Here is a 14,199-nt window from a genome sequence, read left to right as displayed (position 1 = left end):
CGACATGACCCGTACCGTGCGCACGTACGGGAACTGGCGGGTCCCCGCGTCGGCGGGCCTCATGGGGCTGGGAACGCTCGGCACGGTCTTCCTCCTCGGGAGCCTGGTGATCATCGTCTTCGTGGTGATGGTCGCCGGGCTCCTCCGGGGCGCCATCGCCGGCGCGGTCCTGGGCATCGTCCTCCTCGCCGTGCTCACCAAGGACAAGCACGGCAAAAGCACCATGTCGAAGATGGGAGTACGGATGCTCTGGTGGAAGGCGCGCTCCCTTGGCGCCCACCTCTACCGTTCCGGTCCGCTGGGCCGTGTGCCCTGGGGCCGCTACCAGCTTCCGGGAATCGCCGCCCCGCTGCGGCTGAGCGAGTACCAGGACTCCTACGGCCGCCCGTTCGCCCTGCTGCACCTGCCCTCCAACGGCAACCACTTCTCCGTCGTCGTCGCGACCGAGCCGGACGGCGCCGCCCTGGTGGACGTCGAGCAGGTCGACTCCTGGGTGGCGGAGTGGGGCCACTGGCTTGCCAACCTGGGGGACGAGCCGGACCTGGTAGCCGCCTCGGTGACCGTCGAGACCTCCCCGGACACCGGGACCCGGCTGCACCGCGAGGTCGTCGGGCAGATCGACGAGCAGTCCCCCCTGTTCGCCCGGCAGGTCCTCCTGGAGACCGTGGGCGCCTACCCGCACGGCTCCTCCCTGGTCCGGGCGTACGTGGCACTGACCTTCTCACCCGGACGCGACAAGAAGATCACCCCCGAGGAGATGGGCCGGGACCTCGCCGCCCGGCTCCCCGGCCTCACCCAGGCCCTGACCTCGACGGGGGCCGGCGCCGCCCGGCCGCTGCCCGCACAGGAGCTGTGCGAGGTGATCCGCGTCGCCTACGACCCGGCCGCCGCCGTCCTCATCGACGAGGCGCACTCGGCGGGCGAGGTGCCCGAGATCGAGTGGACGGACGTGGGTCCCACCGCCCACCAGGCCGGCTGGGACAAGATCAGGCACGACAGCGCGCTGTCCATCTCGTGGACCATGACCGCCGCACCGCGAGGCAACGTGCAGTCGAGCATCCTGACCCGGCTGCTCGCCCCCCACCCCGACATCGCGCGCAAGCGCGTCACCCTGCTGTACCGGCCGCTGGACCCGGCGAAGGCGGCAGGTGTGGTGGAGGCGGACCTGCGGGCCGCCGAGTTCCGGGCCACATCGAGTGCCAAGCCGACGGCGCGCGACATGCTCGCGACCCGCTCGGCCCGGGCGACGGCAGCGGAGGAGGCCGCGGGGGCGGGCCTGGTGAACTTCGGGATGGTCGTCACCGCCACCGTCGAGGACCTGGACAAGGAGGCGGACGCCCGGGCCGCGATCGCCAACCTGTCGGCGGCGTCGCGGCTGCGGCTGCGTCCCGCCTACGGAGCGCAGGACTCCACCTTCGCGGCAGGCCTTCCCCTGGGCATCGTCCTGCCCATGCACCTGAGGATTCCCGTGGAGATCAGGGAGCAGATGTGAGCCGGAAACGACGCAAGGGGGGCACGGACCGCTTCCGCAGCCGCCCTGAGGCCGTCGAGGCGCCCAAGGTACAGCCCAAGCGACCCGGACCGCGCGGCTGGACCTCCTACGGCGCGGGCGAGTCCACCATCGTGGAGATGGCCCCGGAGTGGCGCGGGACGACCGTGCAGGTGTGCGGGCTGTGGCCGTTCGCGGTCGGCAGCGGCACACCGATGGTCGGTGTGCCGATCGGGCGCAACATCATGACGGGGGCGACGCTGTGCTGCGACCCCATCTCGTGGTTCCAGCGGGCCAACCTGATCTCGAACCCGTCGATGTTCGTGCTGGGCAAGCCCGGTCTGGGCAAGTCGACCATCACCCGGCGCATGGCGACCGGCCTGTCCGGCTACGGCGTACAGCCGTTCATCCTGGGCGACCTCAAGCCCGACTACGTCGATCTGGTGGAGGCCCTGGGGGGCCAGGTCATCAGCCTGGGCCGCGGACAGGGCCACCTCAACGTGCTCGACCCGGGCCAGGCGAGCGAGGAGCTCCACCGGCTGCCCGCCGATGCCCGGACCAAGCTCATGGCGGACGTGCACGGCCGTCGGCTGACGATGGTCACCGCCCTGCTCACCATCATGCGGTCGGCCCCCGTGAGCGACCGCGAGGAGACGATCCTCGACCGCGCGCTGAAGGTGCTGGACGAGCGCCACCAGGGCACCCCGGTGCTGAACGACCTCCTCAAATGCATCCAGGACGCGCCCGACGCCGTCCGACAGGTCGCCCTGGACCGCGGGAGCCTGACCCGTTACCAGGAGGTCACCGACCACCTGGAGGCGTCGCTGATCGGGCTGGTGGGCGGCGGGCGGCTGGGAGAGACCTTCTCCCGGCCGACCACCACTCCGATGAAGCGCGACCGGCCCGTCGTCTTCGACGTGTCCGGCATCGACGACACCGAGATGGACCTGCAGGCGGCCGTGCTACTGGCCTGCTGGTCCACCGGGTTCGCGACCATCAACCTCTCCCACGCCCTGGCGGACGCGGGCCTGGAACCGCGGCGGCACTACTTCGTCATCCTGGACGAGCTCTGGCGGGCCCTGCGCGCCGGCCACGGGATGGTCGACCGGGTCGACGCCCTGACCCGCCTCAACCGCCAGCGGGGTGTGGGCATGGCGATGATCTCGCACACCATGAGCGACCTCATGTCACTGCCGAGCGAGGAGGACCGTAACAAGGCCAAGGGGTTCGTGGAGCGCTCGGGCATGGTGGTGTGCGGCGGTCTGCCCCGCGCCGAGATGCCGATGCTGTCCTCCGTCATCCCCTTCTCCCTGGCGGAGCAGGAGATGCTCGGCTCCTGGCAGGACCCCCCGGCCTGGGACTCCCACGCGGGAGCCGAGAGCGCGCCCCCCGGGCGCGGCAAGTTCCTCGTCAAGGTCGGCGGCCGTCCCGGTATCCCCGTGCAGGTGCAGCTGACCGAGGCGGAGAAGTCCATCAACGACACCAACAAGCTCTGGCACACCGTCTCCCGGACCGGCGCGGTCACGGAGGACGGGGAGGCCGGTGAGCGCTCCGGGGCCGAGGACCCGGTCGAGGAGAGCACAGGATGAGCAGAGCCCGTAAGACCCCGACCGGGATGAACACCGAAGCGGTGCTCATCTGGGTCCTCATCGCCACCGTGGTGCTGGTGCTGGGCACCGTGTGGGTGGCGGTGCGCGTCGGCGGAGGCGAGGCCCCCGCCAATCCGTTCGACGTCCTGTTCGGCGTACTGGGCGGCAGGATCGCCTGGGGGATGCCCCAGACGGTGGTCCTGGGCGGGCAGTGGATCCTGATCGTCCTGGTCTTCACCCTCGCCCTGCTCATGCGCCGCGGCTCGCGTGCGCGGGTGGACTCCTCCGCCGCCCACATGGGCCGCGGGGACGACCTGGAGCGATTGTCGGAGAAGGGCGCCCGCGCCAAGGCCGAGCGGCTCGGTGTGCGGGGCTCCCCCGGGGTGCCCCTCGGGCGCTCCGTACGGGACGGCCGCATGCTGTACGGCTCCTGGGAGGACATGCACGTCGACATCTGGGGCCCCCGCACGGGCAAGACGACCTCGCGGGCGATCCCGGCCATCCTGGAGGCGCCCGGCGCCGTCCTGGTCACCAGCAACAAGCGGGACGTGGTCGACGCCACCCGCGGAGTGCGCCAGAGCTCGGGCCCCGTGTGGGTCTTCGACCCCCAGGGCATCGCCCTGGAGAGGCCCGAGTGGTGGTGGAACCCCCTGTCCTACGTCACCGACGAGGTGAGGGCGGCCCGGCTCGCGGGCCACTTCGTGGCGGGGTCACGGGACGCCGACGCCAAGACCGACGCCTTCTTCGACGGGGCGGCCCAGGACCTGCTCGCGGGTCTGCTGCTCGCCGCGGCCCTGGACGGCCGGTCGATCCTCCAGGTGTACACGTGGCTCACCCGCCCGCACGACGACGAGGCCGTGGGCATCCTCTCGGCTCACGAGTACAACCTGGTGGCGGACAACATCTCCGGAGTGGTCAACTCCCCCGAGAAGCAGCGCGGGGGCGTGTACGGGACCGCCATGCAGATGGTCTCGTGCCTGACGAGCCGACAGATCGCGCCGTGGATCTCGGCGCAGGAGGGCGAGGGCGGAGAGACCCGGCCGCCCTTCGACCCGCACGAGTTCGTGGCCGCGGGCGGCACGCTGTACTCCCTGTCCAAGGAGGGCAAGGGGAGCGCGGGGCCGCTGGTGACGGCCCTGACGGTCGCGGTGGTGGAGGCGGCGGAGGAACTGGCCACCACCCAGCGGGGCGGACGCCTGAGCACACCCCTGCTGGGGGTGCTCGACGAGGCGGCGAACGTGTGCCGCTGGAACGACCTCCCGTCCCTGTACTCCCACTACGGCTCCCGCGGGATCATCCTGATGACGATCCTCCAGTCCTGGTCCCAGGGTGTGGACGTGTGGGGGCAGAGCGGCATGCGCAAGCTCTGGTCGGCCTCCAACATCAAGATGTACGGCGGCGGCGTCTCCGAGGTGGAGTTCCTCAACGAGCTCTCCCAGCTCATCGGCGACCACGAGGTCGACAGGGCCTCGGTCTCCGGCGGCAGGCAGGGGCGGTCCGTCTCCTGGCAGGTGGACAGGCAGCGGACCATGGAGGTCTCCGACCTCGGCTCGATGCCGCCGGGCAGGGCCGTGGTGATCGCCTCCGGCACCCCGCCGACGCTGGTGGAGACGGTGCCGTGGATGTCCGGCAAGCACAAGGAGAAGGTGCTCTCCTCCCTGCAGACCTACGAGCCCTGATCTCCCTTCATCCCGACCTTCAGAAGAACGAGGACCGGTCATGCCCGAAGAACGCTCACACCCCTCCCTCTGGAAACACGGGGCCGCTCTGGCCGCCGTGGTCATGTTCGCCACCGGCTGCGGCGGTGGCGGTGGCGGAGAGGGCGGGGACGGCGAAGGCGGTGAGGCCCCCGGGGAGGCCGCGGCCCAGGAGCCCCTCGCCGGAGAGGGCTTCCTCGCCATGGACTGCGGAGACGGGGCCATCAACGCCTACCGCTTCTCCGATCAGGACGGAAGCCTCCTGGCACAGCACTCCTACGACCTCCTCAGCGCCACCGCCGCCGCAGAGCCCCGGCAGGGCGGCGGGCGGACGCCCGAAGGCGAGTTCACCACCGCCCTCCCCGACTGCGACATCAACTACGAGGACGGCCAGGACGGGTCCGATTCGTGGTGGCCGCTGAGCCGGAATCAGGCTCACGAGCTGGCCGGGCTGTTCATCCCCGAGACCTCACAGTTGCTCGTCACCCTCGACGAACAGGTCGACAGCGCCCTGATCACCACCATCGGCGCCATGTCCTCCGACGGCACGGTGGAAGCCCTCCTGCCCGGCAACGAGGGTTCCGGATTCAGCGACACCGTCGGCCAGTTCTCCCCCCGTTACAACCACAACGACGGTCGCGTCTACTACCTGGAAAAGGTCCCGGACGGTGAAGAGGGCACCGTGAAAAGCGTCGACCCCGCGAGCGGAGACGTCCAGGAGGTCGGCTCCTGCACCGACTGCGACCGCATCATCCTCGACCCCTACAGCGGCCACGTCTACGCGACGAACTTCCTTCCGGTCGATTCGCCGGAGTACGAGGGTTCCTGGGAGCGAAGCGTCACCGGGGGCCGGGAGTACGTCAGGCATTTCTCCAACCGTGAAGGCACTCTCGTCGGGCACCTCTACGTGGAGACTTCCACGGGCTTCCTGTGGACCCGGGCAAGGGATTCCGCGACCGAGGCCCCGGTGTCCACTGAGCTGCCGGCGGCCACTTTCGATCCGCCGGAGGGTTGGGTGCAAACCCTTGAAGACTACGAGGACTCCGAATCAGCCTTGAACGGGCAGCGGCCCGTCTTCATGGTCGGCGAGCACGAACTGCTGGTGGAAGGCGACAACCTCACGATCGTGGGCTTCGACCCCCAGACCCTCGAGCTGGAGCCGGAACCGGTCCGCCACCTCATCCAGGGCGGCGACCGGACCAACACCACCCCGGTCCTCTCCTCCGACGGTACGCGGGTCCTGTTCCGCTCCACCGCCCCGGACGGCTCCAGCGGCTGGTACTCCGTGCCCGTCGACGGCAGTGCCGAGCCCACCGAGATCGGTGCCGTCGCCCCCGAGCACAGCGAGATCTTCCCGATCCACTGGTGAAGGCGACCGGCCCCGGAACAAGGAAAGGATCGGAGGCATGGCCGGCAACGAGGACTGGCTGAACGAATTGAACGAATACGCCAACAGCGGTGGCGAAGCCGACGACGCCGAAGGCCTCCACTACAGGAACGCGGTCGACTTCTTCGAGAACTACTTCCGCCACGTCTACAAACGGCGGGTGGGGGTCCGCAACCAATACCGGTGGTCCGCGCGCTGGTGGGAGAACGCCGAGGCGCTCATCCGCATCGACGCCGTCTGGCGGTCGTGGGAGAGCCTGCGCAACGACCCCTCCACCGGTATCAGCACCTGGCTGCGCGACCACGCGGACTACCACATGGGCATCCTGCTCTCCCCGGACGGCCCCATGGCCACGGCGGAGGACGGCAACGGGCACGGCGATCCCCTACCCCATGACCCACCGCCGCCGGGGTACTTCCCCGAATACTGACGTACCCGGGCCCACGTCTGAGGCCACACGAGCGGAACGCCCGGTCGGAGTCCCCGACCGGGCGTTCCGTTCATACGGGGGCGTCAGCGACCGCCCATGCCGTTGTCCTTCCCGGGACCGCGGTCCAGATGGTTTCCGGCCCCGCCCCGGGCCGGGGCGGGGTCCTGAGGTCCGGTGGCCGCCCCCGGCCGCGTCGCCCCCGTGGTCCGGGTGAGCAGATGACGGCTGTCCGTCCCCGGTGCCGTCGACGCCGGTCGCCCGTGGTCCGTTTCCGCGGCGGTGGAGGGCTCGTCCACCCGGCCTTCTCCACCGGTGACCGCCTCGGAGGCGGCCTGAGGGCGTTCCTCCGCCGGAGCGGTCCCGTTCGCCTCGGGTGCGGAAGCCTCCGTTCCGGTGTGTTCCGCCGTCTCCCGGTGGTCGAACTCCTGGTCCGTTCCGGAGGTCGTCGGCGCCCCGTCCGCGGGCCCCTCGGCCTCCCTGTCCCCCTCGGTCTCCGCGCCGGGACGGTCCGCCGCCTCCTCCCGGACGTTCTCGGCGGGTTCGCGATCCTCTCCGGCCTCGGTCTCGGGACTCTCCTCCGCCCGCTCCTCCTCGGCCCCCGGCTCGGACCGCTCGGCGGCCTCATCCCGCTCGGGCTCGGCCTCCGCCTCGGCTTCGGGACGCCCGACGGCCTCCTGCTCGGCCTCCCGGTCCTGCCCGGCCTCCGCTTCAGGGCGTTCGGCGGCCTCCTCCCGCTCCTCCTCAACGTCCTGTCCGGGCCCGGTCTCCGCCTCGCGGGCCTCGGCGGCGGCCTCACGGTCGGACTCCTCCTCCGCCTCACGGTGGGGGGTGCCGCCCTCCTGCTCGGCCGCGGTTCCGTTCTGCTGCCGTTCCTCCGGGCTCAGCGGGGGAAGCCCCAACCGCTCACGGAGGTAGTCGATCTCGCGCGACATGCGCTCGAGTTCGCGCCGCAGCTCCTCCAGGCCGCGCTGCTCCTCGAAGGTGCGCGGAACCAGTTCGGCGAACCCCTGGGCCATGCCCTGGTTCCCCACCGCCTGGTGCGGGGACTGCGGGCCGAAGACCTGCACGGTCTCGTCCAGGTTCACACCGGTGAGCCGCCGGTATCCCCGGTTCAGCAGCCAACCGGCCAGCCGCGCCCGCAGGCTGTTGCCCCGTTGGCGCCGGACCGCCGCCGACGCGTCCGCGATCTTGGCGGGGGTGGCGTCGCGCCACCAGGATGCCCGACCGACCCCGGCGAACTTCCCGCGGTCCTCGCGCCACTGGGCACGCCGCTCCCCGCGGGTCTGGGGCGGTGTCCGGGTGGGAGCCTCGTTCACCCGTGGAAGACCACGGAACCTGTCCATGACATGGCGGTTCGCCGCCCGGCCGAAGGTCTGGGCGATACGCATCTGGAGGTGGACGGCCTGGAGGAGGGCCTCCTGGGCTCCGTCCGATCTCTGGTCTATCTCCACCCTGGACCTCTACTCTTCCTCGTGGCGGGTTGGCGGGGGCGGGGTGTCCCCTGGGACACCCCGGTCACCGGGAGCGCTCCGCGGCCTCGAACGGGGTTCGCCCGGCCGGCGGTTCACACACCCGACCTCTGCATGTTCGCGAGCCCCTCCACGCTCAGCAGCGCCAGATGGGAACACGCGTTGCGCGTGGACTCGTGCAGTTCCTGGAACCGGATGACCCTCCCCCACGCGAGGTGTTCGTCGAAGGGGATCCGGACGGCGGCCCTCACCGTCCCGCTGAAACGGGCTTCGAGGGTGTCGATGTCAGGGGACGACGCGGATCTCCGGTCGACCTTGGAAATGACGACGATGGCTCCGGAGACGAGATCCGCGTAGCCGTTCCTGCCCAGCCAGTCGAAGGTCGCCTCCGCGGCCCGGACCGCGTCGGAGGCGGGTTCGAGAACGACCACGACCTGGTCCGCGAGATCCAGCACCCGCTGCATCCCGGGGTTGCCCATACCGGTGCCGCAGTCGTTGAGGACGATGTCGTAGTACCGCTCCAGGACATCGGCGACCACACCGTAGCCGTTCCGTCCCTCGACCTCCCGGAAACCGAAGACCTGGTCGCCGACCAGGGCGTGCATCCTCTCCTCGTTCGCGGAGACGTAACCCCGCAGCTCGGTGAAACCCCTGATGGATGCGGCGTCCCGGAAGAGGTCGCGGACGGTGAGCCCGGTCTGCAGGGGTACCCGGTCACGCAGGGTCCCCATGTCCCGGTTGACGTCGACCGCCACCACCCTGCTCTCCCGCTGGGAGGCCATGAGGGATCCGAGGAGGACGCTGGTGGTGGTCTTGCCCACGCCGCCCTTCAGGCTCAGGACGGCGATACGGCGGTGTCCCGCGATGGGTACCTGCATACGGGCGTGGAAGTTCTCCGGAGGGGCGGACCACTCCGGCACACGGGGGCCCAGGAGCCCACCGAGGCCGAATCTGCGGCGCCGCGAGGGCGGTGCGGAGATGGGCGGGCCGGCCGCCTCCTGAGCGGGGATGGGATGCACGGGCGGCACCGTCCCCGGGTGGGCGCCGCGTTCGCTGTTGATCTCCTGGATGACCGTGTTCCACAACTCGGCCGCTTCCGAGGGACCCGTGAGTGCGGCGGGGGCGCCGCCCTGGCCGGCCCCGCTCCCGAGGTCCGCCGGGAGGGATTCCGCCTCGGGGTCCGGACCGGGCCGGGGGACGGGCGGAACCGGGACGCCCGGAAGCGGTCCCGCGGGAACACCGTGGGCAGGGGTGCCGTGCCCATACCCCGGCGCAGGCTGCGGAACGGGGGCAGGAGGTGTCGGCTGCCCCGCGGGAACACCGTGGGGAGAGGGCGTCCGGCGGCCTCCCTGGGCGGGCCGGGGGGCGTGGGGGTCCGGCGTGGGCCCCGACACCGGAGGCGTGGAATCGGGTGCGGGTCCCCCCGTGGGACCGCTGTGGGAAGGAACGCCGTGCGCGTATCCCGACGGGGGCTGCGGAGCGGGTACGGAAGGCACGGGCGGCATCGCCCCGCCCCCTTCCCGGGGAGCGGGCTCCGGAGAAAACCGCCCGGACGGCGTGAAGGCCGCCGGAGTCGGCGCGGACGGCCCGTGGGGCTCCGGGCCCGGGGCATCGTCGCTTCCGACCGTCACCGGCCCCGGACCGGGGAACCGGGAACCCGGCGCGGAGGGGGGCGCAGGGGCGGAGGCGTCCGCCGAAGAGCGCACGGCCCCGCCCTGCGGGACGGTCGGAGGGGGTTCCGGGGCCGGGTTCCGGTTCTGCTCGGCGGACAGGGCCCGGTCACGTTCCTCCAGGCTCTGTACGACCATCTCGAAAAGCGAAGGAGTGGCGGGGCCCGGCCGGACCGGCTCCGCCCCGGTGTTCTCGTCCACGCGCACCTCGGGCGCGGGAGGCCGCTCTCCAGAGACCGCTGTGGCATGGGGGACCCCGCCCGAGACGAACGCGTCGGCCGCCGAGGGGCCGCTCGGCGCGGGGGTCTCGTCAGGGATCCGCGGCGCGGTACCGCCCTTGGCCTTCGCCCCCCGGCCCGTCTGCTTCTTCCTCCCCTTGCGCTTGCCGGGGTCGGCGGTCGTGTCGCTCTCGACGACCCCGTCCGGGTAGATGACGAGAGGCCATTCCTCTCCGCCTTCGACGGTGAGTGCGCGGACCGGGCGGCCGAGTCGTTTCGCGGTGAGCGAGATCAGCCGGACGACCTCGGCACGCGTCGCGTTGAGGTCGGTACCGGTCACCGAGCTGACGATTCCGCTCACGGTGACCTTGGCCGTCACCTCGTCGAGGATCTCCGCGGAGATCTTCGGAAACGAGGGGACCGTACTGTGGTCTCTGCGCATGTCCTCTTTTCCCTGGTGTCGACGACCCCGTTCACCTGTTGAAAAAGGTCAATTCGGACAGGTGTTGCCACCGGAGGTACAGTACTCCACCCCTGAGACAGGGATTGTGAGTGTTCTTCCTGTGTGATTCGCACGGGGGCGTTCCGGTTCGTTTTCATTTCCGGACCAGAACGGCACACCATCACTGCAGGTGGCAGCCCTGGAGTTCAAAAAATCGGAGGGAACGGCGCCTCGGAGAGGGCTCCGGTGGGATGCGGCGCGCGGAGGACGCCTCGCCGTCGGCCGTGCGGGGAGTCGGAGGCGTTCCGGTCCGTGGCGCGGAGTCGGGCGTCCGCCGTCGGAGGCCTCGGACCCGTGTCCGCGCGGTCCCGGCGTCCACCTGTCCGTGGAACCGCGCCGCCCCGGCCGGACCCGGCCGGGCAGGACGCCCTGGAGGGCGCGGGGTGCCGTGCCGCGGCTCGGACCGTGCCCGCGGCGTGTTCTCCGGGGAGGGGTCAGTTCACCGGACCGGCATCGGGAAGGTAGCGCTGCATCAGGTTCAGGAGGTCCTGGATCTCGTACTCGATCCGATCTCGGACGAACCTGTCGGGGTTCCTCTGATAGGACGCCCTGCCGATCTCCGAAACGATCAGCTCCGGGGGGACCCGGTCCTCGGACGGCGGGATGAACTTCGGGACTTCGGCGAGCGCGTAGATCGAACGCCGGAGAAGGGTCGCGACTTTTTCACGATTCCCGGGATTCGCCTGTTCAACGGCGTCACGGGCAAGGGCGAAGTACACGTCCGAGGCGGCGTGGAACTCTCCGGGGTCCATGATCTTGGACGGCTCGTTCCCGCCCAGGGGGCCGGGCGGGAGGGGTTCGCGCGGCATCAGGAACTCCAGCTGATCCCGGGCACCGCAGGAAGAGCACGAAAGCGAATAGACGGCCACGGGGCGGTCCTCGAGGGTTCTCAAAGCGTGCCTCACCCCGTCCCACCTGAGATTGCACGTCTGGCAGACCTGAATCTCCAGGTAGAGGTGGGCTTCGGCAATCGAGCGCGCTTCGAGCATGGTTCGGACCATGGCAATGACCCGCGGGTCGTGACACGACCGGGATATATGCTCCTACCGTATTCACGATCCCGAATGCCGCCCCCGGCCTAGGAGAGCGCAGTGAACGACAGCACTCTGTTCGATCCCGAGACCCCCGACGAGGTCATCCGGGAGGCGATGGCCGGAACAGCCAATCGCGTAGTGGCCGCATACATGCGTATGGCCCAGAACGCCTCTACCGCCCAGGAGAAGGAGGAGGCCAAGGCTCGGATGAAGGAGTACTGGGCGATCAAGAACGACCTGGACATGTCGCGCCAGGAGATGACCGAGACCATCGTTCGCATGTGGGAGATGCTCGCCGAGATGGAAGAGGTTTGAGGTTGTCGCCCGAGCCTTATGACGTCGGCCCGGAACAACTCCGCGAGATTTTCGACGAGTACATCAAGGACTTGGTCTTCGGCGACGCGCAACCCGCACCGCCTGGACAGCGCCCGGTGATGGTGCAACTGGGAGGTCAGCTCGCCGCCGGCAAGTCCCACGCTCTCAAGGGCGTCATCAACCGCCATCAGGGCCGGGTCGCTCTGGTCAGTCCTGACGACTTCCGCGCGTACCACCCCCGGTACTCGGAGATCATGCGCGAGCGCCCCCAGGAGATGATGGCACTCACCGCCCAGGCCATGTACGCCTGGTCGGACATGGTTCGGGAACACGCGCACCTCCATGGCCTCGGCATCGTCACCGAATCCACTTTTCGCCGGACCGAAGACCTCCTGGGGTATTCCGCGGAGATGGCCGACCCGGTACCGGGTCGGCACCCGGGGTTCGCCACCGAGGTCGTGGTGGTCGCCACCCCCGGCGACCGTAGCTGCCTGGACATGGTCGGTCGGTACTTGGCAGACCCCCCGGGGCAGGGGCGATGGGCCGATGTCGAAGGGCACGATTCCTCCTACGACCAGTTGCCCATAACGGTGGACGCGCTGGAGGGCAGCCCCCATGTTCACCGGGTGATCGTCACCGACCGTTCCGGGGCCATCCACTACGACAACTCGCGCGGTGCCGATGGCCGGTGGGGTCAAGAGGCCCGAGGTGGCCAGGCCTTGCGTGACGTGCGCGGAGAAGGTCGGGTGCCGTTCAGCCAGGAGGAGGCGTCCGCCTGGGTGTCCTCGTATTGGAAGCACGCTGAAAAGCTCATCACACGCGAGGAGTTGGGGCCGAGGACCACGCCGACGATGCTCTCTCTGCACGAGCGCGCCGATCGGGTGGCCCAAGTCGCCTATGCGGGCGATCCAGAGCGGCTCGCCCAGCACAAGGAGTGGCAGCAGGTACAGAAGGCGGTGTTCGTGGCAGCTGGTCGTGGCGCGTCGAACTCCGATCTTCCACGCCACCCGGAGGAGTTCCTCAACGCCGATGAAGCGAAGAAGACCCGCTTCATGGCGACGATGCGCGCAGCGGGCCATTCACCTCCGAACATGACGACCGGCTCCGAGGAAGCGGTGAGACTGGCTCAACAGGGCATGGCCCCGCCGACGAGTCGGCCGTCGCCCTCGTCGGGACCCTCCGCCCCGCCTGGCCGCCATCACGGTCGGGGCAAGGGGCCCGACATCGAGCGGTAGGGACCGGTGTGGCCGCATGCGGCCACCGCGTCCCCGGCGTTGCGGCGCGCTTGCGGTGTTCCGGCCGACCGGTCGCATCGAGAGCCCGAGGCGGTAGGTCGTCGGGATTCAACGTGCTCGCCGTTGTGGAGAGCGAACCGCTCCGGGACTGTGGCGTCGAGCCCGAATCGACCGCCGACACCACCGACGAGTGGCTGTTCGGTGGGGCGGGAGGAGCGGCGATCGCCAATGCGGAGATCATCCTGGAGGCGAACCCCAACGCTCGGGTGACCATGGTCGGCGGTCAGGCTCCCTGGGTGTTGTCGAACGACGCGCAGTACCTGACGCTACGGCAGAAGCACGACCGGGACCACGGCGGAGACGGCAGACTTTCGGTTCACGAAGCTCGACTCGAATCGGTGGAAACGTCTCATGCTCCTGACGGTTCTATCCGTTTTCACGCAGCGGGTCTCACCGGTGACGCCTACGTCGCCTGTCCAGGGCGTGTGGCGCGGGCACCCAAGGTCCTGGACCCGGTACTCGACTGGTGCCGCGAGAACGGCGGTGAAGTCACCGGGCGGCTCATCACGAACAACACCGGCAAATGCCTCGGATGCGAACTTGATTACCGGACCGAGGAACGCGAAATAAAAACCCTGGCCACCGGAGCCGCCTCACCGATGAGATCCTCGTCCGACGTCAGGTCGGGGTATCCGGCGGTTCGCTCAGGCCCGAAGAAGTTCTCCATCCCCCCGAACTCATGCGGTAGAGCATTCAAAGAAAGCGGAACGTCCTCTTCCACCTTGGTCAAAGGCACATCAGGACCACTCATGCCCCCTCCTGCATCAGGAGCCCGAGACATGAACAGTCCGGGCATCGGCGCGGAAGAGGTGGTCCGACAGCCCGCCGGGGCCCTGTGGCCGGTTCCGGCCGGCCCGGGCAGACCGGCCGTCTCCACCCCGAGGGACCGAACGAGGATCTTCCTTCCCTGGGCCGACCGGATCCGCGAGTGCGGCGCCGAGGACCGCCGATGGGTGTTCGTGGACAGCCCCCGGCCCGGGCGGCGCCGCTGGTGCGCCATGGGGCGCTGCGGCAACCGACACAAGATCCGGGAACTGCGCATCCGGCGCGAGTCCCACCGACATTAGGAGGAGACGCCATGACCGGTCGACCGGTCGGTCTCAC

General features: G+C 70.0%; 11 protein-coding genes. 8 read left to right on the top strand and 3 right to left on the bottom strand.

Annotated elements, in window-relative coordinates; translation table 11 throughout:
• Positions 1–4 precede the first annotated feature (4 nt).
• The 5 genes from K1J57_RS13225 to K1J57_RS13205 are packed head-to-tail and all read left to right on the top strand — an operon-like array spanning position 5 to position 6,592.
• Positions 5–1,492, top strand: a complete 1,488-nt coding sequence (locus K1J57_RS13225; RefSeq protein WP_220564728.1) for an SCO6880 family protein — start codon at positions 5–7, stop codon at positions 1,490–1,492.
• Positions 1,489–3,078, top strand: a complete 1,590-nt coding sequence (locus K1J57_RS13220) for an ATP/GTP-binding protein (protein WP_255647027.1) — start codon at positions 1,489–1,491, stop codon at positions 3,076–3,078. The genes K1J57_RS13225 and K1J57_RS13220 overlap by 4 nt, the downstream gene beginning before the upstream one ends.
• Positions 3,075–4,757, top strand: a complete 1,683-nt coding sequence (locus tag K1J57_RS13215) for a type IV secretory system conjugative DNA transfer family protein (RefSeq protein WP_255647026.1) — start codon at positions 3,075–3,077, stop codon at positions 4,755–4,757. The genes K1J57_RS13220 and K1J57_RS13215 overlap by 4 nt, the downstream gene beginning before the upstream one ends.
• A 40-nt stretch (positions 4,758–4,797) precedes the next feature.
• Positions 4,798–6,144: a hypothetical protein gene (locus K1J57_RS13210; protein ID WP_220564727.1), complete on the top strand. Its 1,347-nt coding sequence runs from the start codon at positions 4,798–4,800 to the stop codon at positions 6,142–6,144.
• A gap of 37 nt (positions 6,145–6,181) precedes the next feature.
• Positions 6,182–6,592, top strand: coding sequence for a DUF4913 domain-containing protein (locus K1J57_RS13205; RefSeq protein WP_220564726.1), 411 nt, complete (start codon positions 6,182–6,184; stop codon positions 6,590–6,592).
• A gap of 83 nt (positions 6,593–6,675) precedes the next feature.
• On the opposite strand, the gene K1J57_RS13200 is transcribed toward K1J57_RS13205, so the two are convergent.
• The 3 genes from K1J57_RS13200 to K1J57_RS13190 form a co-directional block, all read right to left on the bottom strand.
• The gene (locus K1J57_RS13200) at positions 6,676–8,043 is read right to left on the bottom strand and encodes a hypothetical protein (protein WP_220564725.1); all 1,368 of its coding nucleotides are present in this window, start codon (positions 8,041–8,043) and stop codon (positions 6,676–6,678) included.
• A gap of 113 nt (positions 8,044–8,156) precedes the next feature.
• Complete coding sequence (locus tag K1J57_RS13195; protein WP_220564724.1) at positions 8,157–8,939, bottom strand: MinD/ParA family protein; 783 nt, start codon at positions 8,937–8,939, stop codon at positions 8,157–8,159.
• A gap of 1,946 nt (positions 8,940–10,885) precedes the next feature.
• Positions 10,886–11,440 carry a hypothetical protein gene (locus tag K1J57_RS13190; protein WP_220564723.1) on the bottom strand — a complete coding sequence of 185 codons (555 nt, stop codon included), beginning with the start codon at positions 11,438–11,440 and terminating at the stop codon, positions 10,886–10,888.
• Positions 11,441–11,542: 102 nt separating this feature from the next.
• Between K1J57_RS13190 and K1J57_RS13185 the strand changes: the two genes are divergently transcribed.
• The 3 genes from K1J57_RS13185 (at position 11,543) to K1J57_RS33465 (ending at position 14,162) form a co-directional block, all read left to right on the top strand.
• Positions 11,543–11,800 carry a hypothetical protein gene (locus tag K1J57_RS13185; RefSeq protein ID WP_220564722.1) on the top strand — a complete coding sequence of 86 codons (258 nt, stop codon included), beginning with the start codon at positions 11,543–11,545 and terminating at the stop codon, positions 11,798–11,800.
• Between the two features lie 2 nt (positions 11,801–11,802).
• Complete coding sequence (locus K1J57_RS13180) at positions 11,803–13,035, top strand: zeta toxin family protein (protein ID WP_220564721.1); 1,233 nt, start codon at positions 11,803–11,805, stop codon at positions 13,033–13,035.
• Between the two features lie 113 nt (positions 13,036–13,148).
• Positions 13,149–14,162, top strand: a complete 1,014-nt coding sequence (locus K1J57_RS33465; protein ID WP_255647025.1) for a CGNR zinc finger domain-containing protein — start codon at positions 13,149–13,151, stop codon at positions 14,160–14,162.
• Positions 14,163–14,199 lie beyond the last annotated feature (37 nt).

Origin of the sequence: Nocardiopsis sp. MT53 (assembly GCF_019598965.1) — a bacterium.
Lineage (GTDB): Bacteria > Actinomycetota > Actinomycetes > Streptosporangiales > Streptosporangiaceae > Nocardiopsis > Nocardiopsis changdeensis.
The sequence above is the reverse complement of the archived record's forward strand: the minus strand, read 5'-3'. Positions and strand labels throughout refer to the sequence as shown.

Coding starts and splice junctions, on each gene's coding strand:
- K1J57_RS13205 (WP_220564726.1), top strand. CDS start 6,182: ATGGCCGGCAACGAGGACTGGCTGAACGAATTGAACGAATACGCCAAC.
- K1J57_RS13215 (WP_255647026.1), top strand. CDS start 3,075: ATGAGCAGAGCCCGTAAGACCCCGACCGGGATGAACACCGAAGCGGTG.
- K1J57_RS13190 (WP_220564723.1), bottom strand. CDS start 11,440: ATGCTCGAAGCGCGCTCGATTGCCGAAGCCCACCTCTACCTGGAGATT.
- K1J57_RS13195 (WP_220564724.1), bottom strand. CDS start 8,939: ATGCAGGTACCCATCGCGGGACACCGCCGTATCGCCGTCCTGAGCCTG.
- K1J57_RS13225 (WP_220564728.1), top strand. CDS start 5: ATGACCCGTACCGTGCGCACGTACGGGAACTGGCGGGTCCCCGCGTCG.
- K1J57_RS13210 (WP_220564727.1), top strand. CDS start 4,798: ATGCCCGAAGAACGCTCACACCCCTCCCTCTGGAAACACGGGGCCGCT.